The organism is Streptomyces celluloflavus (assembly GCA_000720995.1).
GTDB lineage: Bacteria > Actinomycetota > Actinomycetes > Streptomycetales > Streptomycetaceae > Streptomyces > Streptomyces celluloflavus.
On the sequence record JOEL01000010.1, the window covers coordinates 57,340 to 80,651 of the forward strand.

Annotated in this window: 24 protein-coding genes; 8 read left to right on the forward strand and 16 right to left on the reverse strand. The window is 70.5% G+C overall.

Annotation, left to right across the window (positions count from 1 at the left end; translation table 11 throughout):
• Positions 1-54: 54 nt before the first annotated feature.
• Positions 55-1,287: an LmeA family phospholipid-binding protein gene (locus tag IH09_RS11240; RefSeq protein WP_240151100.1), complete on the reverse strand. Its 1,233-nt coding sequence runs from the start codon at positions 1,285-1,287 to the stop codon at positions 55-57.
• Positions 1,288-1,858: 571 nt separating this feature from the next.
• Here IH09_RS11240 and IH09_RS11245 point away from each other — a divergent pair.
• On the forward strand, positions 1,859-2,731 hold the full coding sequence (locus tag IH09_RS11245) for an SDR family oxidoreductase (RefSeq protein ID WP_244934159.1): 873 nt from the start codon (positions 1,859-1,861) through the stop codon (positions 2,729-2,731).
• 148 nt (positions 2,732-2,879) lie between these two features.
• On the opposite strand, the gene IH09_RS38955 is transcribed toward IH09_RS11245, so the two are convergent.
• Both IH09_RS38955 and IH09_RS11250 read right to left on the reverse strand, forming a co-directional pair.
• The gene (locus IH09_RS38955) at positions 2,880-3,038 is read right to left on the reverse strand and encodes a hypothetical protein (RefSeq protein ID WP_165484774.1); all 159 of its coding nucleotides are present in this window, start codon (positions 3,036-3,038) and stop codon (positions 2,880-2,882) included.
• A gap of 121 nt (positions 3,039-3,159) precedes the next feature.
• Positions 3,160-4,971: a bifunctional metallophosphatase/5'-nucleotidase gene (locus IH09_RS11250; protein WP_052856010.1), complete on the reverse strand. Its 1,812-nt coding sequence runs from the start codon at positions 4,969-4,971 to the stop codon at positions 3,160-3,162.
• 202 nt (positions 4,972-5,173) lie between these two features.
• On the opposite strand from IH09_RS11250, the gene mshD reads away from it, so the two are divergent.
• Positions 5,174-6,112 carry a mycothiol synthase gene (gene mshD, locus IH09_RS11255; protein WP_052856011.1) on the forward strand — a complete coding sequence of 313 codons (939 nt, stop codon included), beginning with the start codon at positions 5,174-5,176 and terminating at the stop codon, positions 6,110-6,112.
• A 73-nt stretch (positions 6,113-6,185) separates the two neighbouring features.
• Here the strand turns inward: mshD and IH09_RS11260 are convergent, their stop codons facing one another.
• The 7 genes from IH09_RS11260 to IH09_RS11290 form a co-directional block, all read right to left on the reverse strand.
• Positions 6,186-8,366 carry a tetratricopeptide repeat protein gene (locus IH09_RS11260; protein ID WP_052856012.1) on the reverse strand — a complete coding sequence of 727 codons (2,181 nt, stop codon included), beginning with the start codon at positions 8,364-8,366 and terminating at the stop codon, positions 6,186-6,188.
• On the reverse strand, positions 8,363-8,758 hold the full coding sequence (locus tag IH09_RS11265; RefSeq protein WP_052856013.1) for a hypothetical protein: 396 nt from the start codon (positions 8,756-8,758) through the stop codon (positions 8,363-8,365). The genes IH09_RS11260 and IH09_RS11265 overlap by 4 nt, the downstream gene beginning before the upstream one ends.
• 39 nt (positions 8,759-8,797) lie before the next feature.
• Positions 8,798-9,406 (reverse strand): DUF6879 family protein, encoded by a 609-nt coding sequence (locus IH09_RS11270; protein ID WP_052856014.1) that lies wholly within the window; start codon positions 9,404-9,406, stop codon positions 8,798-8,800.
• Entirely contained in the window at positions 9,399-9,668 is a 270-nt protein-coding gene (locus IH09_RS11275; protein WP_052856015.1) for a hypothetical protein, read from the reverse strand. The genes IH09_RS11270 and IH09_RS11275 overlap by 8 nt, the downstream gene beginning before the upstream one ends.
• 219 nt (positions 9,669-9,887) lie before the next feature.
• The gene (locus tag IH09_RS11280; RefSeq protein ID WP_318279429.1) at positions 9,888-10,115 is read right to left on the reverse strand and encodes a DUF6087 family protein; all 228 of its coding nucleotides are present in this window, start codon (positions 10,113-10,115) and stop codon (positions 9,888-9,890) included.
• Between the two features lie 228 nt (positions 10,116-10,343).
• Complete coding sequence (locus IH09_RS11285) at positions 10,344-10,634, reverse strand: DUF397 domain-containing protein (protein ID WP_052856017.1); 291 nt, start codon at positions 10,632-10,634, stop codon at positions 10,344-10,346.
• Positions 10,631-11,461: a helix-turn-helix domain-containing protein gene (locus IH09_RS11290; RefSeq protein WP_052856018.1), complete on the reverse strand. Its 831-nt coding sequence runs from the start codon at positions 11,459-11,461 to the stop codon at positions 10,631-10,633. The genes IH09_RS11285 and IH09_RS11290 overlap by 4 nt, the downstream gene beginning before the upstream one ends.
• 320 nt (positions 11,462-11,781) lie before the next feature.
• Here IH09_RS11290 and IH09_RS11295 point away from each other — a divergent pair, with 320 nt between their 5' ends.
• Together IH09_RS11295 and IH09_RS11300 are read left to right on the forward strand one after the other, a co-directional pair.
• Positions 11,782-12,327 (forward strand): hypothetical protein, encoded by a 546-nt coding sequence (locus IH09_RS11295; protein WP_052856019.1) that lies wholly within the window; start codon positions 11,782-11,784, stop codon positions 12,325-12,327.
• A 129-nt stretch (positions 12,328-12,456) separates the two neighbouring features.
• Entirely contained in the window at positions 12,457-12,750 is a 294-nt protein-coding gene (locus IH09_RS11300) for a hypothetical protein (protein ID WP_052856020.1), read from the forward strand.
• 54 nt (positions 12,751-12,804) lie between these two features.
• Here IH09_RS11300 and dacB read toward each other — a convergent pair whose 3' ends face one another.
• From dacB to IH09_RS11320, 4 genes are all read right to left on the reverse strand, one after another.
• Entirely contained in the window at positions 12,805-14,451 is a 1,647-nt protein-coding gene (gene dacB, locus IH09_RS11305; RefSeq protein ID WP_110952213.1) for a D-alanyl-D-alanine carboxypeptidase/D-alanyl-D-alanine endopeptidase, read from the reverse strand.
• Positions 14,452-14,515: 64 nt separating this feature from the next.
• Positions 14,516-15,283 (reverse strand): DUF4097 family beta strand repeat-containing protein, encoded by a 768-nt coding sequence (locus tag IH09_RS11310; protein WP_052856024.1) that lies wholly within the window; start codon positions 15,281-15,283, stop codon positions 14,516-14,518.
• Between the two features lie 52 nt (positions 15,284-15,335).
• Entirely contained in the window at positions 15,336-16,676 is a 1,341-nt protein-coding gene (locus tag IH09_RS11315; protein WP_052856026.1) for an FtsX-like permease family protein, read from the reverse strand.
• Positions 16,673-17,413, reverse strand: coding sequence for an ABC transporter ATP-binding protein (locus tag IH09_RS11320; protein ID WP_079136449.1), 741 nt, complete (start codon positions 17,411-17,413; stop codon positions 16,673-16,675). The genes IH09_RS11315 and IH09_RS11320 overlap by 4 nt, the downstream gene beginning before the upstream one ends.
• Before the next feature lie 150 nt (positions 17,414-17,563).
• Between IH09_RS11320 and IH09_RS11325 the strand changes: the two genes are divergently transcribed.
• Positions 17,564-18,730: a sensor histidine kinase gene (locus IH09_RS11325; RefSeq protein ID WP_240151101.1), complete on the forward strand. Its 1,167-nt coding sequence runs from the start codon at positions 17,564-17,566 to the stop codon at positions 18,728-18,730.
• 36 nt (positions 18,731-18,766) lie between these two features.
• Complete coding sequence (locus tag IH09_RS11330; protein ID WP_052856028.1) at positions 18,767-19,432, forward strand: response regulator transcription factor; 666 nt, start codon at positions 18,767-18,769, stop codon at positions 19,430-19,432.
• Positions 19,433-19,554: 122 nt separating this feature from the next.
• Here the strand turns inward: IH09_RS11330 and IH09_RS11335 are convergent, their stop codons facing one another.
• Together IH09_RS11335 and IH09_RS11340 are read right to left on the reverse strand one after the other, a co-directional pair.
• A complete protein-coding gene (locus IH09_RS11335; RefSeq protein ID WP_052856030.1) occupies positions 19,555-20,037 on the reverse strand; it encodes a GNAT family N-acetyltransferase in 483 nt (160 codons plus the stop codon).
• Positions 20,038-20,149: 112 nt separating this feature from the next.
• On the reverse strand, positions 20,150-20,761 hold the full coding sequence (locus IH09_RS11340; RefSeq protein WP_094793955.1) for a GNAT family N-acetyltransferase: 612 nt from the start codon (positions 20,759-20,761) through the stop codon (positions 20,150-20,152).
• A gap of 117 nt (positions 20,762-20,878) precedes the next feature.
• Between IH09_RS11340 and IH09_RS11345 the strand changes: the two genes are divergently transcribed.
• Together IH09_RS11345 and IH09_RS11350 are read left to right on the forward strand one after the other, a co-directional pair.
• On the forward strand, positions 20,879-22,039 hold the full coding sequence (locus tag IH09_RS11345) for an ATP-binding cassette domain-containing protein (RefSeq protein WP_110952214.1): 1,161 nt from the start codon (positions 20,879-20,881) through the stop codon (positions 22,037-22,039).
• Positions 22,036-23,094: an ABC transporter permease gene (locus IH09_RS11350; RefSeq protein WP_052856033.1), complete on the forward strand. Its 1,059-nt coding sequence runs from the start codon at positions 22,036-22,038 to the stop codon at positions 23,092-23,094. Before IH09_RS11345 ends, IH09_RS11350 begins: the two co-directional genes overlap by 4 nt.
• Positions 23,095-23,312 lie beyond the last annotated feature (218 nt).

Genomic DNA, 23,312 nt, shown 5'->3' on the forward strand with positions numbered 1-23,312 from the left:
TCTCCTGGCTGTCCTCAGTGAACGCGGCCCGCTCGGGCAAGTCAATCAGCTGACTTAAGGAGAGTTCTCCCCGAACGGCAGCTGTGAGCCCGACAGTTCGGCGCGGATACCGTCCCGTTCGACGTGGATACCGCGCAGCCGGACGTCACCGGGCGTCTTCGGCAGCTGGAAGGAGAACGACAGCTGGTCGGCGATCTGGGGCTTGGTCAGCTCGGTCAGCGCGCCCAGCACCTTCGGGTCGATGCCGACCTTCGCCAGCAGCCACGGGTGGTCGACCACCACATCGACCAGGTTGACCTTCATCAACTCGGCGATGAAGCACGGCGATCCGGTCAGCTCGTGCAGCTTCTCCTCGCTGTGCAGCGCCGCCTGGACGTACTGCTCCGGGATGCCGATCCGGTCCGCGATGGCCGGGATGCTCAGCATTGCCTTGATCTTGGCCGCCTCGTGGGCGACCCGGTCGGCGGCCTTGCGGGTGAGCCGCAGGCCCTCCTCCTCGCCGGTGCCGGGACGGTAGACGGCGACATCGCCGATGTCCAGGCGCATCCGGCTGATCTCGGTGGCGATTCCCCGGTCCCCCGACCGCTGAATGCGCGCCTCGGCCCGTACGCGCAAGGTGTGCCCGGCGAGCGGCAGTTGGCCGACGGCGCGGATCCGGTCGGTGCCCAGTGCGCTGAACTTGACCTGAGAGGCGCCGAGTTCGCGGTTCATATCGTCGAAGGCGAGCAGCACGCTGCCGCGCATGGTGCCGATCGTGGCGCCCTTGACGGCGGTCGGCAGCTCGCCGTCGATCCGCACATCGTCCGCCGTCACCTCGGCCTTCGCCAGGGTGACCCGGTCGGCCGCCACATGGGGGACGATCACGCGCACCTGGTCCAGGCGCTTGCCGAGGACCTGGGTGAGGAAGGGGAATCCCTTGATGTCGACTTCCGGCCGGGCCGTCAGATGCAGCGCTTCCTTGATTTTCTCCTCGGCCTTGTTCTGCGCGTACAGGACGGCGAACCGGTCGGTGACGGTGAGGAGCGCCGCGCACACCAGGACGGCGACCAGCAGCTTGGCGGTGAGCGGTACGGCGGCGAAGCGGCTGATGCCGCGCTTCGCCCGGCGGTGGTCCGGCGCCTGCCATGCCTCCTCGTCGGCACCGTCATCGTCCGAGCGCAGCCCCAGGCCCAGGGGATCGTCGCTGTCGTCCCGTTCGTTGAGGTACGTACGGCGGAAGGGGGCGGGAGCGGGAGCGGGGACGGGCTCGGGGTCGGGGACCGGCTCGGGGTCCGCGAGGGCGGCCAACTCCGCGTAGGGGTTGGGTATTTCGCGGGAGGTGGCCTGGGGGTCCTGGTGCGCTTCGGTGCCGCGGTGTGCGCCGTCCGGAGGGGGCGGGGCGGGGGAGTGGGGGGAGCCTGCGGAGTGGGGGGAGTGGTGTGCCGTGGGGGTTGAGGCGGAAGGTGAGCATGATGAAGGTATGCGTGTGGGGGTTCGCATCCGCACATCCCACCATGGGCCGGTCCCTCGAACGCAAGTCTTACCAGTGGTAAGTGAGGTACGCGAAGGTTGTCCGGCCGGCCCGGCGACAACGTGTCAGGCGGTGGAAAGAAACGTGTCACACCGTGGAATGAGCACCACCGACCCGGCGTTGAACCAGACTCCCTTCGTACCGTCCGACTTCGCTCGTATCACCTGACACACCTGGCATCAGCTGCCATTGCTTGACGGGGCCTCTGCTGTCCGGCACCGCTCGTACCGTCAGGTGCCGCTCGGTTCCGTCCGTCGCGCTTCGGTTCCGTCCGGCGCCGGACCCACCGTCCACCGCTCGTCCTTGATCCACCGCTCGTCCACCACCCGCCGGAAGAAGGCTTCTGCTGTGAAGATCGCCCCCACCATCGTGGTAACCGGAGCAACCGGCAATATCGGCCGGAGCCTTGTCGGCCGACTCCTCGCGGAGGGTGCGGCGGTCCGCGCGCTGACCCGTGATCCGGCGCGCGCCGGCCTGCCGGACGGAGTCGAGACGCTGCGCGCGGATCTGACCGACGAGGCGTCGCTCGAACCGCTGCTGGCCGGTGCCGACGCCCTCTTCCTCAACCTCGCGGCCGGTGGCGGCCAGGCCGCGGCGGCGGTGACCGGCGCCGCGGTGCGGGCCGGGATCCGCCGGATCGTCCTGAACTCGTCGAGCTCGGTGACCGACACCCCGGCCGACGAGGAGAACCACATCGCCCGGATGCACGCCGGCGTGGAGCGCGCCGTACGCGACTCCGGCCTGGAGTGGACCTTCGTACGCGGCGCCAACTACGCCACCAACACCCTCGCCTGGGCCCCCTCGATCCGCGAGTCCGGCGTGGTCCGCGAGGCGCACCCGGACGCGGGCGGTGTGCCCGTGCACGAGGGCGACCTCGCGGACGTCGCCGCCGTCGCCCTGCTGGACCGCACCGGCGCCCACCTGAGCCGGGCCTATGTCGTCACGGGCCCGGAGCAGAAGACGATGGCCGAGCAGGTCGCCGAGATCGGGCAGGCGATCGGGCGCCCGACGCGGGTCGAGCGGATCTCCGAGGAGGCGGCCGCGGAGGCGATGGCGCGGCCGGGCTTCCCCAAGGAGGCCGCGCTGGAACTCGTCCGCCTCTTCGGCCGGTCGGTCGGCGCGCCCCTCTTCCCGGTCTCGGACGCCGTCGAGAAGGTCACCGGCCATCCGGCCCGGACGTTCGCCCAGTGGGCGCGGGAGCACGCCGCCGATTTCTCCTGACCGGCACGGGAACGGGTACGGGCACGGGAACGGAGCGTCCGGGGGGTGCCCGGTCAGGAGAACGCGGCCGCCGTTCCCGCTCCGCAGCACTGCGCCCCGCCGCCTGCTCCGGCAGGTGGCGGGGCGCTTCGTCGGGACTCGTCGGGACTCAGTCGGTCGCGTTCGCCGGCTGCCGCTGGACGGCGGTGACCCAGGCCGCGAGCAGTGCCTCGTACTCGGCTTGCTCGTCCGGTGAGAGGGGGCGGCCCGCGCGTTCGGCCATGAAGTCCCTGATCGCGCAGTTGGCGCTGGCGACAGACCAGCCCAAAGCCGGACCAGAGGTCATAGGTGGGCACATGCCACCGATGTTAAGGGCAAAGGGTGACAGTGCGCTCCCGATATCCCACAAGAGCCGCCCCGCCTCCGTCCCACGGCAGTCGCTTCTCCTCCTACTTCACGACCGTGATGCGGTCCGCCTTGGGCGGGGTCAGCGGGGACTGCGCCGAGGAGTGGGCGGTCAGGTAGGTGGTGAAGGCGTCGAGGTCGGAGGGGCCGACGTACTTGTTGGCGGCGTCCTTGAAGGCGGGGAAGCCGTCCCCGCCGCCGGCCAGGAACTCGTTCATGGCGACGCGGTAGGTCTTGGCCGGGTCGATCGGGGCGCCGTTCAGCTGCACCGAGTCCTTGACGACGCGGTCGGCGCCGGTCTTGGTCATGTCCAGGGTGTAGGTGAGGCCGCGGGAGATCTGGAGGATCTTCGGGGAGGCCGTGTTCGGGCCGCTGACCTGCTGCTGGAGACCGGCCAGGAGTTGGGCGCCGGTGAGGTCGATGACGTTCATCATGTTGGTGAACGGCTGGACGGTGAACGCCTCGGCGTAGGTGACGACCCCGTCGCCCTCACCGCCGGACGCCTGGTAGGCGAGGTCGGCGCGGATACCGCCGGGGTTCATCAGGGCGAGCTGTGCGCCGCCCTGGCCGGCCGGCTGGGTGGCCTCCAACTGGGCGTCGGCTATGACATCGCCGAGCGGTGACTCCGGGGCGTTGGCGCCGCGGCCCGCGATGTCCGCGGAGATGTGGCCGACGGGGCGGCCGGCGACCGGTGCGGCGAGCTTGTTCCAGCGGGCGATCAGCGACGTCATGTCCGCCGCCTTGGGCTGGGTGCGGTTCACGACGTGGTTGACCGCGCCGGGCGCCTTGACGCTGGTGCGCACGATGTCGCCGGTGCGCCGGTCGTACGTCAGCGTGGTGTCCGTGTAGAGCCGGCCGAACGAGGCGGCGGAGGTGACGGTGCGCGGCATCCCGGACGGGTCCGGGATGGTGCAGGTGTACGCCTGGTGGGTGTGGCCGGTGACCAGCGCGTCGACCTTCGGGGTGACCTTCTTGGCGATCTCCGCGATCGGGCCCGAGATGCCGTCGCCGGGGCCGGGGCTGTCGCAGTTGTAGTTGTACGAGGTGGAGGCCGGCAGACCGCCCTCGTGGAGCAGTGCGACGATCGCCTTCACGCCCTGGCGGTCGAGGATCTTGGCGTACTTGTTGATGGTCTCGACCTCGTTGTGGAACTTGAGGCCCTTGATGCCGTTGGCGTTGACGATGTCGGGGGTGCCCTCCAGCGTCACCCCGATGAAGCCGATCTTGACGCCCTTGTGCTGCCAGACCGTGTACGGCTTGAGCAGCGGCTTGCCGGTCTTCTCGTCGGTGACATTGGCCGTCAGGTACGGGAAGTCGGCGCCCCGGTACTTCTTGCCCTTCTCGAAGCAGCCCTCCGCGGGGTGGCAGCCGCCCTTCTGGATGCGCGTCAGCTCCGCCCGGCCCTCGTCGAATTCGTGATTGCCGACGGAGGTGACGTCCAGCTTCAGCTTGTTCAGCGCCTCGACGGTCGGCTCGTCGTGGAAGAGTCCGGAGAGCAGCGGGCTGGCCCCGATCAGATCGCCGGCCGCGGCCGTGACCGAGTACGGGTGGCCCTTGCGGGCGGTACGCAGCGACTGGGCGAGGTACTCGACGCCGCCCGCCTCGACCGTCTTCTTGGTGCCGTCCGGCTGTATCTCCTCGACCGTGCCGGAGGAGCCCTGTGGCGGTTCGAGATTGCCGTGGAAGTCGTTGAAGGAGAGCAGCTGCACATCGACCGTCCGGCCGGCGGGCGCCGGGTGGCGGCTGTCGGCCCCGGCCGGCATGGCGGTGGCGGTGATGCCGAGCGCGGCGGCCAGCGCGGCGGCCCCGGCCGCCGCTCTGCGCGCGATGCGGCGCCGTGGAGGTGTCGCAGACATGTGATCCCCTTCGTGGACCCCGGCAAGGTGCCGTGGTGTGTGTCCGAGCGGTCGGCAGCCTATGGTCAACGCGCGTAGCGCGACAGGGTTGCCGGGTGACGAACGGGTTGCCGGTGAGCACCGGGGCGGTGCGCCGGGGTGCCGGGCCAGGCCGCGGACCCGGCACCGGTCACCGGACCCGGCAGGGTCGTACGCTTCGGGCATGACTGACGCTGCACAGGAGACGGGCCGGACCGGCCGCAGGATTCAGGTGGCCGACGAGCTCACACCGGAGGAGGCCGCGGCCGCCCTCCGGCTGATCGAGCGGGCCGCGCGTACCGACGGACAGCCCGCCGTGTCCGAACAGGGGCGGCTGCAACTGCGGGGCGGAGGGCGGCAGGGGGTGCGCCATCTGCTGGTGTACGTCCCGGCGGAGGACGGCGAGGAACTCGTCGGATACGGGCAGCTGGAGGACACCGACCCGGTGGAGGCACCGGCCGCCGAACTGGTCGTCCACCCCGGACACCGCGGCCGCGGCCACGGCCGGGCGCTCGGCACCGAGCTGCTGACACAGTCCGGACGCCGGCTGCGGGTATGGGCGCACGGCGGCCACCCGGCCGCCCGGCACCTCGCGCAGACCCTCGGCCTGACGCTCTTCCGGGAACTGCGCCAGATGCGGCGCGGGCTGGCGGACCTGACACTGCCGGAGCCGGTGCTCCCGCCCGGGGTGACCGTACGGACCTTCCGGCCGGGCGCCGACGACGCGGCCTGGCTGGAGGTGAACGCGGAGTCGTTCGCCCACCACCCGGAGCAGGGCGCACTGACCCAGCGCGACCTGGACGACCGCAAGGCCGAGACCTGGTTCGACCCCGAGGGCTTCTTCCTCGCGGAGCGCGAAGGACGCCTGATCGGCTTCCACTGGACCAAGACGCACGCCGAGGAGGGCCTCGGCGAGGTGTACGTCCTCGGAGTCCGCCCCGGCGCACAGGGCGGCGGCCTCGGCAAGGCACTGACCACGATCGGCCTGCGCCATCTGGCGGCACAGGGCCTGCCGACGGCGATGCTCTACGTCGACGCGGACAACGCACCGGCGGTCACGGTCTACGAGCGCCTCGGATTCGTCACGCACGAGAAGGACCTGATGTATCGGTCGGAGACCTGAGGGGACCTGAGGGGACCTGAGGGGGCGTTACGGGGCGGGCGGGGGTGGTGGCGGTAGGGGGCGGCCCTTGTGGTTACGGGGTCCTGTCGTCAAGGTCCTGTCCGGCCGCCCGCCGCCGCTCCGCGAGCCGCTCCAGCGACCAGGCGGTCCACGGGTGTTCGGGCCCGAGCACCCTCGCCCGCGCATCGGCCACCAACTCGGCCTGCACCACCGCTTCTTCGAGCAGACCGAGCTCAGCGAGGACTCGGCTCAGCAAGGAGCGGGCGGCGAGGGTCTTGGGGTGGTCCGGTCCGTAGGTGCGCTCCAAGGCCGCAACCACGCCACGGACGAGGGGCAGGGCCTGCCGCTGATGACCGGTGGTGATCAAGGCGAAGCCGTGGTTCAGTTCGGCGGCCAAGGTGATCGGGTGCCCGGGGCCGACCACGCGGCGGCAGTCCGCCAGCAGCTCGGGTCCGGTGACCGGGTCCAGCTCCGGGCCGACCGTGAACTCCAGCAGATACGTCCGCGCGATGAGCGTCGACGGATGGGCCGCGCCCAGCGCGGCGGTTCGGCCCGCGACGGCCCGTCGCAACAGCGACACCGCCTCGGCCTTCCGGCCGAGCCCCCAGACCAGCACCGGGGACAACCCCACACAGCTCTCCAGTGTTTCGACGGCATCCGCGCCGAACGCGGCGGTGCAGTCCGCGAGGGCGAGGCGATGGGCCGCCTCCGCTTCCTCGTACCGTCCGAGCCGGTAGAGGGCCCGCCCGACCCGTTGACGGATCGCGATCACCACGGGGTGGCTCGCGTCCAGCAACCGCGTCCCGCGCGCGACCGCGTCCTGCGCCACCGACAGCGCGGACGCGTAGTCGCCCGCCCGGTGCAGGGCCACCACGAGCCGCAACGCGCAGTCCAGCACGCGCGTCACGGTCGCCGGACCGGCTTCCGTCCACTGGACCGCCCGGCGCAGCAACGCCCGGGTATGCGGCGCGAACGGCGCCGGCGGCGGGTCCTCGCGCGCCCACGGCCGCGTCACGTCGGGCAGCACCGCGCCGAGCAGTTCGGCGGCGGCGCCGAGAAGCGCGTCACGGTGCTCTCCCGGGGTGCCCCGGGCGATGCTGTCGAGCAGTACCCCGTGGGTGCGCACACAGCGGGGCGGACCGGGGACGAGGCGGGTGAGCGAGTGGTCGAGCAGTCCGCGGAGCGCCAGCTCCACCCGGGGGCGGGGCAGCACCGCACCGATGCCCGCACCGGCCAGCAGGTGGAGCGGCAGCGGATCGTGGGACCAGCAGGCGAGCAGCTGGATCAGGGTCGTGGCCTCGGGCAGCCCGTGAGTGCGCAGTGCGTCCAGGGACAGTTCCCAGGTGCTGCTGGCGAGATGGCGCGAGTCGTGGCCGCTGCCGTACTCGGCCCCTTGGTCCAGCAGTTCGATGGCATCCACCTCGGGACCCCGGTCGAGCGCCCGCCCGTACTCCGCCATGCTCCACGGATCGATCACCTGGTGTGCCAGGTAGCCGCCCGCGAGGGTGAGCGCCAGCGGCAGCCGCCCGAGCCGGTCCGCGATCTCGGCCGCCTCCTCCACCGTCCCGCTCTCCGGAGCCAGATCGCACAGCACCCGCGCCGCGTCCTCCCGCGGCAGCACACCCACGTGGTGCAGCTCGGCACCGGGCCACCAATGCGCGGCAACCTGCCGGGTGGTGACCAGGGTGGTGCCGCGCGGGCTGGTGCGCAGCCAGCTGCCGTCGCGCAGGACGGCCGGGTCGTCGGCGTTGTCGATCACCAGCAGCCAGGGCTGGTCGGACCGGTCCAGCCGGTCCCACACCAGGTCCGCGGCGGCCCGCAGCCCGCTGCGGGCGGCGGTGAGCTCACCTTCGCCCGCCCCGCGGTCCGCGGCGACGGCGAGCATTCCCGCGCGTAGTGAGGTCAGATCGGAGGCGTTGACCCACAGCCCGGTCCGGCCGCCCTCGGCGGTCGCGGAACGGAAGATCTCGGAGGCGACGGCGGTCTTGCCGCAGCCGCCCAGGCCGTGCAGCACGTAGACCTGATGAGTCCTGCCGTCTTCGAGGGCGGTACGCAGCCGCCCGAGCAGTTCCACCCGGTCGCGCAGGACCACCGGAGTGCGCCCTACGGCCGGTCGCCGTACGGAGTCCGGCGCCGTCCCCGGCGCGGCGGTCCGGGCATCACCGTGGTGGTGGTGCTCGGTGATGTGCTGGTCCCCACCGGACTGGTAGACCCGGCCGTTGTCCGCCGCCCGGCCCTCGGTCGGCCCAATCACGGCTCGGAGATGTGCAGGTCGCGTCCGGCCTGGTAGATCCGGGAGTCGCCGGAGGCGGTGGCGTGCTGTGAGACGGCCGGGGCGGGTGCCGCGTCGGGTGCGAGTGCGTCCAGCAGGCTCCGCAGCTCCACCACGGCCTCGGGCCGGCCGACCAGCAACCGCCTGATCCGGCCCTGCCACTCGGCTGCCAGTTCCTCCTCGGCGGCCGGGTCTCCGGCCAGATCCTCCCGGGTGCTGTCCAGCTCGGCCGCCACCGCTTCGGCCCGCTCGGGCCAGGCTCGGCGCCAGAGGGCGACGACCCCGTCCCTGGTGTGCTCCCAGGCGTCGGTCGCCATCAGTGTGACGAGGGTCAGGCTCGCGTTCTGCGCGAGCGTGGTCAGCTCCGGATCCATGGCGCACGCTCCTCGCGCTGCTGCGTACCGGTCGACATATCAGCGGACGGCGGGCGGTCCGAGCGGGGCGATCTCCCGCTCGAAGAACTCCGGGAACTCCTCGCCCTTGCGGTACAGGGACTCGAAATCGGTGACCGTCGCCGCGATCTGCCCGGGATCGATGAACCGTCGCGCGCCCGCGCCCTTCAGTTCCTCGTCGTAGATCACGGCGTACATCACCGAGTTCCCGAGGACGACGACCTCGGGCAGCGGTCCGTCGCGCTCCACGTCGGCGATCTCCCGGGCGTCCAGTACCCGGATCTCCTCGCCCAGCTCCGACCGGAGCCGGAAGGAGTTCATCTCCCATTGGAGGTACGGACTCACGGGGAATTCGACGATACGGAGCCTCCGGAACGCCAGGCCGCGTCGAGCGGTGTCCCGGAAGTACGCGGCAACGGAATCCCGCTCGGCCTCGATCAGCCGCAACGCGCCCGCCCAGTCTCCGGCGGCGAACGCGTCCCAGCTCGGCGAGCCCTGCTCCGTGAACGTCTGGCCGCGCTCGATCTTGGCAAGGAGATGGATGTCGCCCTCGTAGAACCGGCCGAAGTCGTCGAGGTAGTCCGGCCTCTTGAGAACCTCGCCGGAGCCGTCACGGAAGCACTCAAACACGGGGAATGTCCTTCTTCGCCGCGATGAGCATGCTGCGGGGGATGACCACGAGGCGTTCGTCCAGGCCGATCGAGACTCCGTCCGGCAGGCGGGTGCCGAGGGAGGCGGTGAGGTCCCGTCCGATCACGGCGATATCGCCATTCTCCAGCTCCCAGATGTCCGGGCATTCAGGACCGGAGTTGGTCGTACCCAGCTCCAGGGCCGACTTCCCCAGCCGCCTCTTGAAGTTCGTCCCCGGGTCCGCTTCCCATGGCCTGCCCATGATGCCGCCCCTCTGCTGCCTCGTTACGGAAATGTAGCAGCGGTGACCCGGTCAAGTACCTTGTGCTGCACGGCACTTGGGCTGATCGGGTGAAGGGTGTGGGGACGTGTGGCCTGGTGTGATGTGCCGGGTTCGGCTCGGGAGTCGAACGAGCATGAGGCGGAAGTATTCCTCCCGCTGAGCCGGGGCGTTTGCGACGACCACTACAACTCAAGCGGGTCACTGCCGGGGCTCCGGCTCGGTTTGGGCCACCCATGACACCGCCGCCGCGAGATCGGGTGCCGTCCCGGCGGGGGTGTAGGTGAAGCCGTCCCACTCCTCCAGGGCCCTGGGCTCCTCGGGGCGAAGGTGGCCGGCGCCGCCGTGCAGCGGCCGGTGGCGCCGGTAGATGTCCAGAGGCGGGCGGCGCCGCTTCTCGTAGGGCGCGAGCGGATCCAACGGGTCCACAGGTGCGGTCGCACGCGATGGCTGATTCGGCGGTCCGGGTCGGCTGTGCTTGCCCATGCTCTCGATGGTCTCAGGCCGCAACCGTGGTCGGGCGAGCAGCGCCGAGATCCTTCGCCCGGGTGCAGACCTCGTCCACTGTGGCGGTTGCGATTGCGTGCCGAAATGGCGGCGGCCCCGTGGCTACCGGGGCCGCGTCGTCTGGGGGTTGGGTGCCCTGGGCCACGTAGGTCAGGCGGCGGGGAATCCCCCGTGCTTGACGGCGGTGACGAACGAGGTCCAGTCGGCTGCGGGGAAGACGAGGGCTGGGCCGTCCGGGTCTTTGCTGTCGCGGACGGGGACGATGCCGTGGGCTTGGGTGAGGGCGGGGGAGAACTCGAGGCATTCCCCGCCGTTGGCGTCGCTGTAGGAGGACTTGACCCAGGTGAAGGTGCGGGAGAACTCGATGCACTGGCCTCCGTTGGCGTCGCTGTAGGACGACTTGACCCACTCGGCGGCGGAGAGATCCACGGCGGGGTTCATGCTCGGTACTCCTTCAGCAGAGTTGCGATCAGGGCTAGTGATTGGTCCGGGGACAACGCATGTGCCCTCAGCAGATCGTAGTCATCCATGGCGGCATCGACCGTTTGTGCGGAGTCGTGCATCCTGCCTCCTACCCGGGTCTCCGTGTACAGCACCGTGGGGGAGTCCGTGAAACGCAGCACAATGAAGGGCTTCGTGGACGCGGCCGGAGCACCCGCCGTGAACGGCATGATCTGAAGATTGACGTGCGGCAACTCGGCAGCCGTCAGCAGGTACTCAAGCTGCCCGGCCATGACCGCGGTGCAACCTACGACCGTGCGCAGGCACGCCTCATCAAGGATGGTCCACAGGAGCGGTGGAGTGTCCCGTTCGAAGACGTCACGTCGCCGCACGCGTGCGGCGACCTTGCCTTCGATTGCCTCTGTCTTCTCCCGGGAGAAGTAGGCTCCGAAGATGGCCCGCGCGTAGTCCTCCGTCTGGAGAAGCCCCAACACGACGCTCGATGAGTAGGCAAGTATCCGCGACGCCTTCCGCTCCAGGTTGAGGTACGGAACGAACCAGCTCGGGTGATCTCCCTCATCGATCCTCCGCAGCAGCCCCGCGAATAGCTCACCGGTCCCGAACACGGTGTCGCAGCCCTTGGCGAACTTCTCGCTCGGCCTGGGCAGCAGCGTCCCGGACTCGACCTTGCTGACGTAGCCCTCGGAGTAACCCGTGGCATTGCCCAGATGCTTCTGCGTGAGCTTGCGGGCCTGACGTACCTGTCTGACGTCACGCCCGAAGCGCTGGAGCGGATTCAAGTGCTCGGGTGGGGATGTCTCGTCCAACGCTATGACCTCTCGTCATGTCGGTGCACGGCAGCATCGAGGCAGGTCACTGTCTTGAACGGTGCCTCCTCAAGCAACCCGATTCTATTGCCCGTTGCGTTGCCCTGGTGACCAATTGACTACACCCGGTGTCCAGTCGGGTCGGTCGAACGCCAGCCCACCGCCACACGCAGGACCCCCGCGACGCGCGAACGTCCGGGGGCGTGGCCCTCAACCCCCTGGAGGTTGACGACATGTCGCACCCTAGCCGAAGGCGGGAAACCCCCGTTCCGTACATCACGGCCTGGAGTGAAGAGCGGGTCGCCGTCAGGACGCTCACGGTGCGCGGCGATGGTGCCGGGCTGTGCTACCGCGACGAGACGCCGGCCGACCGGGATGCGCAGGGTGTGCTGTGGAGCCGTCTCATCGAGGCGCCGGGGTGTGGGAAGCCCAACTTCCGCTCGGTGCACCCGGTTCGCCAGCGGCGGGCCGTGCTGGAGGGGCTGTGTCAGGTCTGCGGGGGACCGGCCAGCCGGACCTCCCGGGGATGGCTGTTCCTCCTGCCCAGGTCCGGTCCCGCCGAGCTGTCGGCCGGCTGGCCCGAGGGTGCGCACTGCACCAAACCGCCGGTCTGCGTGCCCTGCGCCGCCACCGCCGTCCGTTACTGCCCGCACCTGTCCGAGCCGGTCGCCGTCCGCGTACGTAAGCCCCGGCCGCGCGGTGTCTTCGGCGGCTTCCACGCACCCGGCGCCACCGGGCGGCTCGCCTCGTCGGACGACGGCTATCTGCCCTACGGCCACCAGCACACGTCGTGGTTCCTCGCCTCCCAACTCGTCGTCGAGCTGCGCCGCTGCACCGTGGTCGACCTCGACTCGGAACTCGTATGACTCCCGGGCCATCTGTTTGCCGTTGCCCCGAGACCGAGTGGCGCGACGACGGCACCGGTCAGGCCATCCACGACGTGCTGCGCCGGCAGGTGCGGGAGAGGGTGCGGCGGAAGGCGGCCGGGTCCGGCCATGGAGCGGATCAGCTTCACCGTTCTGCTGCAGGCCGCCGCCGATCAGGTCACCACCGCCACCGGCATACACACGGCCGGACCCGACCCCTTGCTCGGACCGTTGGGCCGGATGGTCCTGGACAACCTGCTGCCCACCGCGCGGCGCCGGCGCGTCAAGGCCCGCAGCCGCAAGAACCCAACGAGCAAGTACGGGCCGAACGCAGGAAAACACCCGCAAACCACCCGGACCTACGCCCTTTCTGTCGAGATCCACGTCATGGAAGACGGACTCGCATCACGCCGCCGCCGGTAAACGCAACGGCGTTGGTCTCCGGCTGCTGAATCGATCACCTGCTCGGGCTGCCCATCACGCCTTGGGCGACTTGTAGATGGTGGCGGCCATCGCTCCCAGTTGCTTGTTGGCCTTGAGCGCGAGGTCGATGGCATCGCTCACGGAGTCACTGGGCACCGGAATGTTGTTCACGTAGATCGCGAAGGCGTAGCGGCGGCCGTCCTTCGCATCGATATAGCCTGCGAGCGCCTTCGTGCCGAGAGCCAGCTTGCCCTGGTAGGAACTGACCAGGGTGCCGGTCTTCGCACGGATGTGTCCTGCGGCGGGATCGGTGCGCTCGATGACGTCGGCAAGCGAACCGTCGACGCCCATGCTCGGCATGGAGTCGTAGAAGACGTCGAAGTCGTCCTGTCGTGCCAGTTGCCGCAGCAGCGCCACCTGGGCAGTCGGCGTCGCCTTGTCGCCGGGGAGGCCCTGGGCATCGACGAGGCTCACTGAATTCGGATCCACACCTGAGTGAGTGAGGAACTCCTTCTCGATCTTCATGCCGTCCGCATAGGTTCGTTGCCCGTTGTGTGCTGCCATCAGTGGCGGCAGAAGGTTCGCCCCGAGATTGTGGCTGACCTTGTTGATCAGCTTTGCGTACTCCTTGAAGGGCGGAGAAATGTAGGTCGCCGATACGGGCAGCGAGCTCACTTCCGCCGACGGAGGAAGCTTGCTGTCGGGGTTCGCTCCCAGCGAGGGGGCGGATACGCCGACGCCGTTTCTGGCGAGTGCCTCGATGAGGACGGTGCGGGCGAACGCCGCCGGGTCGGGAACCTGGTAGGTCGTCACGAAGGGAGCCTTCACGTCCGCGGGCACGGAACCTCGGACCCGAATATGACCAGGACTCACGCTTTCGGTCGTCACCGTCGGCTTGCTTCCGGCGGGTGTGGTCGTCACCTGCGCGTCGACGCCGAACGCGGCCGTCTTCGGGCGCCAGTCGACCTTGGCCGGCTCGCCGGGTGCGCCCGGCGTGATGAGCACGTCGATCAGGTTGTCGTTGACGATGGTCGGAGTGACCGGCACCCCGCCGATCGACACCGGATCCCAGAGTCGGTTGTCGATCACCACGTCGCCGTCGACATGGCGGACTCCACTGGCCGCGACCTGCCGAGCCAGCTCGTTGACACCCGCCAGCGGATCCTCTTCGGTGATGGTCGCCATGCCGGGTACGGCGTTGGCGTCATAGTGGTCGAAGTCGGGGGCGTCCAGTCCGCCTGACGCGGTGGTCCGCCCACCGAGTGCCAGATCGCCGCTTCCGACCAGGATGAGATCGCCGGAGAGCCGCCCGTCCGCGGAGACCGTACCCGAATGCACCACGGGCGTACGGAAGCGATGGTCGTCACCCAGGACATCGAGCGCAGCACTGACCGCGAAGGTCTTGGCCGTCGAACCGGTCATGAACTGAGAACCGGCGCCCTTGGATTGGACGACCTTCCCCGTCTGCAGATCGGCGACCTGCAGGCCCCACTGGCCCGACGACCACGGCGCGGTACTCATGAGCTTCTGCAGGTCGGCGCTTACCCGTGTAGCACCCGGTGCCGGAGAGGCCGAGTTGTCCGTGGAGTTGTGGGAGCACGCCGTCATCGCCACGGCAGCCGTCATCGAAGCGGCGAGCGCCAGGGCTGTACGCCGCCGTACCCGAGGTGTCTTGATTCCGGAGAGGGAGTTGCTTGACATTCGTTCTTTCCTGTTCGGCTTTCGCGCTCGATCGAACGCTTCCGGCCTGGTTGCTGCGCGGCGGCTAGGACTTTCCGCCCTTGCCGATGGCGATGCTGCCGTTGCGGGTCCGGACGGCCACGGAATGGCCGCTCGCGTCGTCCTTCGCGACGTTCACGGTGACGTCGCCCTTCTTCGCGGCCGTGCGGACCGCGTACTTCGATTCCGGCAGGCCCAGCTCGACGTCGCCGTCCCTGCTCCGCACGTCGACCAGGTCGGGCACGGCGGCCAGGCCCAGGTCGACGTTGCCGTTCCGCGACGTGACGCTGACGGACCGGGCGGAGATCCCGTCGCCCTCGATGCTTCCGTCGCCGCCTTCCAGGGCCAGCTTGGCTCCGTGGAGGTCCGACAACCGGACGTCGCCGCCGGCGGTCCTGGCCGAGAAGTCCGCGGTGAAGCCGGTGGCCTCGATGCGCCCCTTGCCGCTCTCGGCGGTGACGGCGACGGCGCGCGGCACCTTCACGGTGTACTTCGCGCTGCAGTCCACCGAGATCCCCGTGCAGTCCAGCGAGAGTGTGAGCGTGCCCCCTTCGAGCTGCCAGCCGGACCCCACCTCCCCGCCAACCTTCCTGCCGCTGACCCGTCGTTCCACCTGAACGCCCTTGATGTCGGCGGCCACCAGCGCGAGGTCGGCGGAACCGGAGTTGACGGTCAGGCTGCCACCGGCGAAGTCGAAGGACTTCGATTCCACGGTCGCGTCGGCCGATGCGCCGTCCGTGGTGCAGGCCGTGGCGGCGAGGCCGAGGAGCGCGGCTCCGCCGAAGGCGAGAAGCGTGCGCGTGGTCGGTTTCATCGAATTCTTCCTTCGTCAACGAACATGGTGGTGTGGATTCCCGCACCCCGGTTCACGAGCGCAGCGCCCGGACCGCGACCGTGCGCGACACCCGGGCCGCCTGCAGGACCAGCGCGAGGCAGGTGGTGACCAGCGTCCCGGCGGCGAGCGCCCCGAGCGTGGCCCAGGGGAGGCCCGCCAGGACCCGGACGGCGTCGATCCGGGCTCCCAGGGCGATGGTGAGACTCGACACGGCGACGAACAGCGCGCCGAAGACGATCGCCGTCCCCGCGTAGATCGCCCCCTCGTAGACCATCGACCGGGTGACCACGCCCGGCCGCGCACCGGCCACCGTCACGACGGCGGAGTCACGGGCGCGCTCCCGCCCGACGAGGGCGATCACGGCGAGGCCCCCGACCCAGGACACGACGAAGACCCAGCCCAGCACGACCAGGATGTTGTCCAGCCCGGCGCTGCCTCCGGGCATGACCTTCCCCATCACCATGAAGAGGCCGACGAACGACAGGGAGAGCGCGAAGGGCAGCACCGTGGTGACGCTCCTCGTCGCGCGGGCCCGGCACGACTGCACGGCAAGGTGCCAGGCGACGCCGCGCGAGGGCACCAGCGCCGTCCAGAGCTTCATCAGCGGGGTGAGCACCCACGGCCCCATCAGCAGCAGCAGGCAGACGAGGAAGAGGTTCCCGGCGAACGCGAAGGCCGTCCGCTGGGCCAGCCCGCCCTTGAGTTCGAGGCCCAGGCCGGGGACCCACATCCCGACCACACCGGCGAGCAGGCACAGGGCGAGGCCACCGCGTGCCACGCCCGGCCGCGCCGGGGGACCGGAGAAGTCCCGGAAGGCGCGCATCTCCGGCGTCCGGGCGGCCCGCCGGGTGACGCCCCAGCCCCCGAGCAGGCACGGAACCAGTCCGAACAGCACGCTCACGCCGACGTACCAGTATCGGAACCCGACCGAGGCCCCGTGCAGTTCGAGACCCGTCCCCTTCCACTGCGCGAGGGCGACACCCGCGACCAGCAGGGCGAGCGGTGCGGCCAGCGCGCCGGCCACCGCGCCCAGCACCACCATCTCCGTCCGCAGGATGAACCTGACCCGGTGGCGCGGAATCCCGAGGATCACCCACAGGGCGTGCTCGCGCCGCTGGGTCGTCAGCGTCAGACCGACCGCGGAGGCGACGATGCCCACGGCGGCGAGCACGGTGAAGAAGACGATGTTGCCGCCGAGGGCGATCGACGCGGAGACCATCCGTGCGTCACCCGCCGCCCGCGCCGCCGAGACGGCGGTGAACATCGCGATGGCCGAGCCCGCCGAGCACGCCGCGCCGACCGTGGCGCACAGGAGCGTCCACCACCACATCGACGCCTGCAGGCGGATGTCCGACAGCACGAGCCGGATCACGACTCCTCCCCGCCCGCTTCGTCCGCCGACTGCGCCGCGAGGACGGCGTCGCCCACCGCGCGGGAGTCGCCACCGGGGATGACGGCGTGGACCCGCCCGGACCCCATCACCACGACCTGATCGGCCCGCGCGGCCGCATGAGGGTCGTGGGTGACCATGAGCACCGTGCTCCCCTGCGCGGGAAGCGCCTGCAGCCAGTCGAGCACCACATGACCCGACTTGAGGTCGAGCGCACCCGTTGGCTCGTCGGCGAAGACGATCCGCGGCTGGTTCGCCACCACCCGGGCCACCGCGACGCGCTGGCGCTCGCCACCGGAGAGGCGGTCGGGGCGTCGCCGCGCGTGCTTGGCGATGCCGAGCCGCGCCATGGCGTCCTCGACCCGCGCCCTGGGCACCCGGCGGCCGGCGAGCCGCGCCGGCAGGGCGATGTTGTCCTCGACCGTCAGCGAGCTGACGAGGTTGTACTCCTGGAAGACGAAGCCGATGTTCTCGCTGCGGAACGCGGCCTGTTTGCGGGGGCTGAGTGAGCGGACATCCGTCCCGAGGATCTCGACGGACCCCGCGGTCGCCCGCTCCAGCCCGGCCGTGCAGAGCAGGAGCGTCGACTTGCCCGAACCGGAGGGGCCGACGACGGCGGTCAGCCGGCCTTCGGGAATCTCCAGGTCGATGTCGTGCAGGACGCGCGTCGTCTCGCCCCGGCGGCCGGGAATGGGGAATTCCGTCCGAAGGCCGCGCAAACGAATGCACGGCACGGGAGCGGTGGTGGAAAATGGCATGAATCGAGGAAAGCAGGGCCGGGCAGTGGAGTGCACGGGTGCCTGCACTGCTATTGGAGGTAGACTTGGATCTACCGCCCGACCGATCCGAACTGTGCGAAAATTTTGATCATGGCGCAGATTCGTGTTGCCCGGAGGCTGCTGACCGAATTCGTCGCAGTGGCCGCCTTTCCGATCCTCCTGATTTCCGTTCTCGCTGCGCCGGTCTCGGTTCCGGTGGTGGCCGAACTGGACCGCTCCAGGGCGCAGTGGTGCGGAGTCCGGACGATGCCGCTGCGGCCCGCCGACCGCAGCTGGCCGCAGTGGGTGGCCGGTCGGCTGCGGGCACGGTCGGTGTGGAGGACCGACCTCCCCGTGTTCGTCACCGCCGCGCTCCTGTCCGCGCTCTCGCTGTTGGTGGGCTTCTTCGGATTCTTCGGCGCTCTGGCGCTGATTTTCTCCCCCGTCTTCTGGGGTTTCGGCATCGCCGCGAAAGTCGGCCCGTTCACCCCGGCCGCCCTGTGGGAAACCCTCGTGGCGGTGCCCGCGGGAATCGCCCTCGGTGCGGTCACCGTGGGCGCGCTGGCCGGGATCTCCCTGCTCCGCGACCTGCTCCTGCGGGCCTTCTCGGGGAGCCGGAACCCCGACCTGCTCGCGAAACTGGAGGAACTCCGCGCCAGCCGGGCCTCGCTGACGGCGGCCTTCGAGAACGAGCGCCGGCGCATCGAGCGTGACCTGCACGACGGCGCCCAGCAGGAACTCGTCGCCCTCGTCATGCGCCTGGGAATCCTGGAAGCCGCAGCGACGGCCACCGACCAGGAACGGATCGTCCAGCTGGCCCGCCAGGCCCAGGCCCAGGCGGAGCGCGCGCTCGAACGGCTGAGGGAGACGGTGCGCGACATCCACCCCAGCGAACTGAGCGATCTCGGTCTCATCGCCGCCGTCCGGGAACTGGTGGCCAGATCACCGTTGCAGGTCGAACTGACCAGCACCGGTACGGACGCCTGGCTCTCCTCGCCGATCGCCACGGCCGTGTACTTCACGGCCTCCGAGGCCCTGACGAACATCGCCAAGCACGCGGGCGTCGGGAGCGCCCGGATCGAGATGCGGTGCACCGAGAGCGGCGTCCGCGTCCGGGTGGGCGACGACGGCGCCGGCGGCGCGCGGATCAGTACCGGATCCGGGCTCTCCGGGCTGCGTGAGCGGATGCGAAGCGTCGGTGGGAACCTCGAAATAATCAGCCCGCCGGGCGGCGGAACGGAGGTCGTGGCATCCGCCCCGGCCCAACCCCCGTGGTGACGGAATTCGACAGGGAAAAGCGATGGGAAATCGATTGTGAGAATCATCCTGGCGGACGACAGTCTGCTGATACGCGCCGGAATCCGGGAGATCCTGGTTTCCCATGCCCACGACGTGATCCGCGAATGCGAGGACGCCGACGAACTGGTCGCCGCTGTCGACGACCTCGCCGCCGCCGGAGCCGCCCCCGACCTGGTGATCACGGATGTTCGCATGCCGCCCGGGAACACCGACGACGGACTCCGGGCCGCGATCGACATTCGGTCGCGGCACCAGGACCTGCCGGTACTGGTCCTCTCCGCCTACGTCACGGGCCCGTACGTGCGCGAACTCCTGAACGGCCCGGGCGCCGACGGGGCAGTCGGCTACCTGCTCAAGGAGAAGGTGGGCAGAGTGGCGGAGTTCCTGCGGGCCGTCGAGACGGTCTCCGGCGGCGGAGTGGTGATCGACCCCGAGGTGATTCGCCACGTCACCCGCGCCGATCCGCCGCGGGGCCCGCTCGCCCGGCTCACGGCCCGCGAACAGGAGGTGCTCGCTCTCATGGCCGAAGGCCGCTCCAACGCGGAGATCGCGGCAGAGCTGTTCCTCTCGGGCGCCGCCGTGGCCAAACACGTGGGGAACGTCTTCCTGAAACTCGGCATGCCCTCCGGCGAGGACAACCGCCGGGTGAAGGCCATCCTGACCTGGTTCGAATACAACTAGGACTTCAACGCCGTTGCGTTTACCAGCGGCGGTGTGATGCGAGTCCGTTTTCCATGACGTCGATCTCGGCAGAATGGCATCGGCTGGTCTGAGAGGGCGAACTCCTTGGATCAAATGCCCTGTCAGAGTTCCCGGAAGTAGACCGCTACCGGTAGTTGGACGCATCCGAGGCTTTCGTACAGGGCTCGGGCCGGTGTGTGGAAGGTGTCGCCGCCGGAGCCGATCTCGACCATTTCCGCGCCGAGTTGCCGCATTTCGGCGAAGGCGTGCTCGCACAGTGCGGTCCCGATCTGATTCCCGCGCTGATCCGCCGCGACGGCGAGCATCGTGATCGTGCCGTACCCGCGCGCGGGTTCGACGCGCCAGCCGACGTACCCGGCGATACTGCCGCAGATCTCGGCGACCGCCACGTACCGGTGCTGCTCCGGGGCATGCAGCTCGGGGATCTCGGCGCGGTAGTCGTCGCGCCAGTTGCCGTGCTGAATGCCGAAGATGACGTCGCCCACCAGCGGACGGAAGGACTCCTCGTAGAACGGCTGGAATGTGTCGACGGTCAGCTCGGTCAGACGCGTCAGGTCGTTCTGGGCGAATTCGCGAATGAGCATGAAGTGCGCCTCTCGTAACCGAGGGAGGAAAAGGACACCTCTGGCCCGCTCGCGCCGCGTCGCGGCGGTGGCGGCGAGGACACCGGCCGCCGGGCAGCCGCTCGTCAGGCCGCTACCCCTCCCGCCCTTCCCGCCCCTCCCGCCACTCGCGCGCCAGCATCGCGTAGATGACCTCGTCGCTCCACGAGCCGTCCAGGAACTCGTTCTCCCGTAGATGGCCTTCGCGGCGCATGCCGAGGCGTTCCAGGAGGCGGGCGGAGGCGGTGTTGCGGCCGTCCAGTTCGGCCTGGATGCGGTGCAGGTGGAGGTCTTCGAAGCCCAGTTTCAGCAGGGCGCGGCTCGCCTCGGTGGCGTAGCCGCGGCCGGCGGCGTCCGGGTGGAAGACGTAGCCGATGCCGCCCTGGCGGTGTTCGCGGCTGGTCCAGACGAAGGTGACATCGCCCACCAGCTGTCCCGTCTCGCGGACGACGACGGCGAGTTGGAGGATGTCGCCCTCGGCGCGCAGGGTGGTGCGGGCCGTCTTGGCGGCGACGGAGGCGCGGGATTCGGCCTCGTCGAACGGGCCCCAGTACAGATAGCGGCAGACCTCGGGGCGGCGCTGGTAGGCGTGGATCGCGTCGAAATCGTCGGTGTGGACGGGGCGGAGATCCAGGCGTTCGGTGCGTATCGGGTAGTGCGGCGTGTACGGCAGCGGCGGCGTCGGTGACGCGGAAGGCGTGGGCACGGCGTCAGCGTACGCAGCACAGGTTGACAGGTGCAGCCCACTTCCCTCACCCTTTCACTACTTAATTAGTGGAATGGCTGGTGGGGTGGCCAGGAGGAGGGGAAGGTGACGCGGTCGATGGGTGGCAGGACCGGCCGGGCCTCGGGGCGCACCGCGATCGAGGTGATCGGCCTCGGCAAGCGGTACCGCCGCCGCTGGGCGCTGCGCGACTGCACCTTCCGGTTGCCGGCCGGCCGTATCTGCGCCCTGGTCGGGCCCAGCGGCGCCGGCAAGACCACGCTGCTCTCGCTCGCGTCCGGGCTGATCCGGCCCACCGAGGGGGTCGTCCGGGCCGGCGGTGCGGACCCGGCCACCGCGTCCGGCCGGGTCCGCACCGCCCACCTCACCCAGGGCAAACCGCTCTACCCCCGGCTGACCGTCGCCGAGACGTTGCGGATGGGCCGTGAGCTCAACCCCGGCCGCTGGAACGGGGCGCGGGCGGAGCGGATCGTCCGGGACGGGCAGGTCCCCCTGGACGCCCGGGTCGGCACCCTCTCCGCGGGCCGGCGCACCCGCGTCGCGTTCGCCCTCGCGCTGGCCAAGGAGCCCGAACTCCTGCTGCTGGACGAGCCGCTGGCCGATCTCGACCCGCTCGGCCGGCACCAGATCGCCGGACTGCTGCTGGCCCAGGCCGCCGAGCACGGCACCACCATCGTCCTGGCCTCGCATGTGCTCGCCGAGCTGGACGGGATCTGCGACTACCTGCTCCTCCTGGGCGGCGGGCGGGTGCGGCTGGCCGGCGAGGTCGATGACGTCATCGGGGCGCATGCCCTGCTGATGGGGCCGCACGGAACTTCCGGCGGCCCGCCGCAAGGAATCGCCGGAGGGTCGCCGCGGGGCAGCGCCGCCGCCGGGCTGCCGCCGGAGATCGCTGCCCACACCGTCGTCGACGCACAGCTGACAGCTGGTCAACTCACCGCTCTGGTACGGCGAAAGGGGCCGTTCACCGGCCCCTGGGAAGCCGTGGAGCCGTCCTTGGAGGAACTCCTGCTCGCCTATCTGCGCGCGCCCGACGCGCCCGAGCTGATCGCGCCCAGCGCCGAACCGGTCTCGCCGCGGCTGCGCCACAAGCCCGGGGTGCCGGGCCTGCCCCGTAACGGGCCCGCGGCGGGGGCGGGTGCCGTACCGGTCACCCGGACCGGGCCCGCGGGCCGGGGCACCCCACATCCCGCCGGCCGGCCGGCGGTCGCCGGACCGGCGGTGTACGACCAGCACAACGGCAAGGGAGCGGTGGCATGAGTACGACGGCACACCAGGGGACGGGCGGACGCGCGCACACCGCGGACGGCACGCAGGAGACGGGCCGTGCCGGTGAGGGGGGCGGCCGCACACCGCTGCGCGGGCTGGTCTGGCTGGTCTGGCGCCAGCACCGGGCCGCCTTCGGCGCGCTGTGCCTGATCGTGATCGGCGGCGCCGTCTGGCTCGCGGTACTGCGCGGCCGGATGGCCGGGTACCTCGACGCCCACCACATCGCCGGCTGCTCGCTCATCTCGCTGGACCCGCGGTGCGCGGGCACCCAGGAGGCGGTCTCCGACTTCCGCGGCGCCTACGCGCCGTCCCTCCGGTACGCCGCGATGGGGCTGCTGCTGTTCCCGGCCGTGGTCGGCGTGTTCCTGGGCGCCCCGCTGATCGCCCGCGAGCTGGAGAGCGGTACCCACAAGGTCGTCCTGACGCAGTCGGTGAGTCCGCTGCGCTGGCTGGCGGCGAAGACCGCGCTGCCCGCGCTGGCGGTGCTCGCCGCCACATCGGCGCTCTCGGCGGTCTTCGCCTGGGTCTGGCAGGTCGGCGGCGACGAGGTGTCCGGCACCTACTGGTACTCCGTGCTCGGCTTCAACGCGCTCGGCCCGGTGCCCGTCGCCTACGCGCTGCTGGCCCTGGCCGTCGGCACACTGGCGGGTCTGCTGCTGCGCCGTACGGTCGCCTCGATGGCCGTCACGCTGGGCGTCATGGCGGTCGTCCAGAACCTGTTCCTGCTGGTCAGGCCGTATCTGCGGCCCACCGCGAGCGCCGTGTTCCCGAACCACGAGTCGGTCCAGCTGCCGGACGGCAGCTGGCCTCAGCAGCAGGGCTACGTCACCGGTTCCGGCGCCCGGCTCGCCGACAACGCGTGCGCGTCGTTCACCGGCGATTACGAAGCGTGCCTGCGCGACCACGGCGTGGCCGGCACGTACTACGACAACCACCCGGTGTCGCACCACTGGCCGCTGGCGTGGACGGAGGCCGGGATCGTGCTGGTCCTGGCGGTGGCGCTGACGGTGATCGTGTTCCGGGTGTTCAAGCGGCGGTTCGGCTGAGACGGCCGCCCCCGGGCTCCGTTCCAGGCCCCGGTTCCAGGCCCCGCCCGTGGGCCCGGAGCCGGGGCCGCCGCGGGTAGCGGGCCGCCCGGGGCACCGCCCTCCCCGCGCAGCCCAAGATCCGGTAAAACCCCGGGGAGTGGTGTCCCGCTTGCCTGGCCGCCATATCCGCGTTACCGGCGATTCAATATCGCTTGCGAGCATCACTGAATGCAGCC

What these genes read in the sequence shown, in the direction of transcription:
- IH09_RS11250 (WP_052856010.1), bottom strand. Translation starts at nt 4,971, where the DNA reads ATGTCTGCGACACCTCCACGGCGCCGCATCGCGCGCAGAGCGGCGGCC.
- mshD (WP_052856011.1), top strand. Translation starts at nt 5,174, where the DNA reads ATGACTGACGCTGCACAGGAGACGGGCCGGACCGGCCGCAGGATTCAG.
- IH09_RS11265 (WP_052856013.1), bottom strand. Translation starts at nt 8,758, where the DNA reads ATGGATCCGGAGCTGACCACGCTCGCGCAGAACGCGAGCCTGACCCTC.
- IH09_RS11275 (WP_052856015.1), bottom strand. Translation starts at nt 9,668, where the DNA reads ATGGGCAGGCCATGGGAAGCGGACCCGGGGACGAACTTCAAGAGGCGG.
- IH09_RS11285 (WP_052856017.1), bottom strand. Translation starts at nt 10,634, where the DNA reads ATGAACCCCGCCGTGGATCTCTCCGCCGCCGAGTGGGTCAAGTCGTCC.
- IH09_RS11300 (WP_052856020.1), top strand. Translation starts at nt 12,457, where the DNA reads ATGGAGCGGATCAGCTTCACCGTTCTGCTGCAGGCCGCCGCCGATCAG.
- dacB (WP_110952213.1), bottom strand. Translation starts at nt 14,451, where the DNA reads ATGTCAAGCAACTCCCTCTCCGGAATCAAGACACCTCGGGTACGGCGG.
- IH09_RS11310 (WP_052856024.1), bottom strand. Translation starts at nt 15,283, where the DNA reads ATGAAACCGACCACGCGCACGCTTCTCGCCTTCGGCGGAGCCGCGCTC.
- IH09_RS11325 (WP_240151101.1), top strand. Translation starts at nt 17,564, where the DNA reads ATGGCGCAGATTCGTGTTGCCCGGAGGCTGCTGACCGAATTCGTCGCA.
- IH09_RS11335 (WP_052856030.1), bottom strand. Translation starts at nt 20,037, where the DNA reads ATGCTCATTCGCGAATTCGCCCAGAACGACCTGACGCGTCTGACCGAG.
- IH09_RS11345 (WP_110952214.1), top strand. Translation starts at nt 20,879, where the DNA reads ATGGGTGGCAGGACCGGCCGGGCCTCGGGGCGCACCGCGATCGAGGTG.
- IH09_RS11350 (WP_052856033.1), top strand. Translation starts at nt 22,036, where the DNA reads ATGAGTACGACGGCACACCAGGGGACGGGCGGACGCGCGCACACCGCG.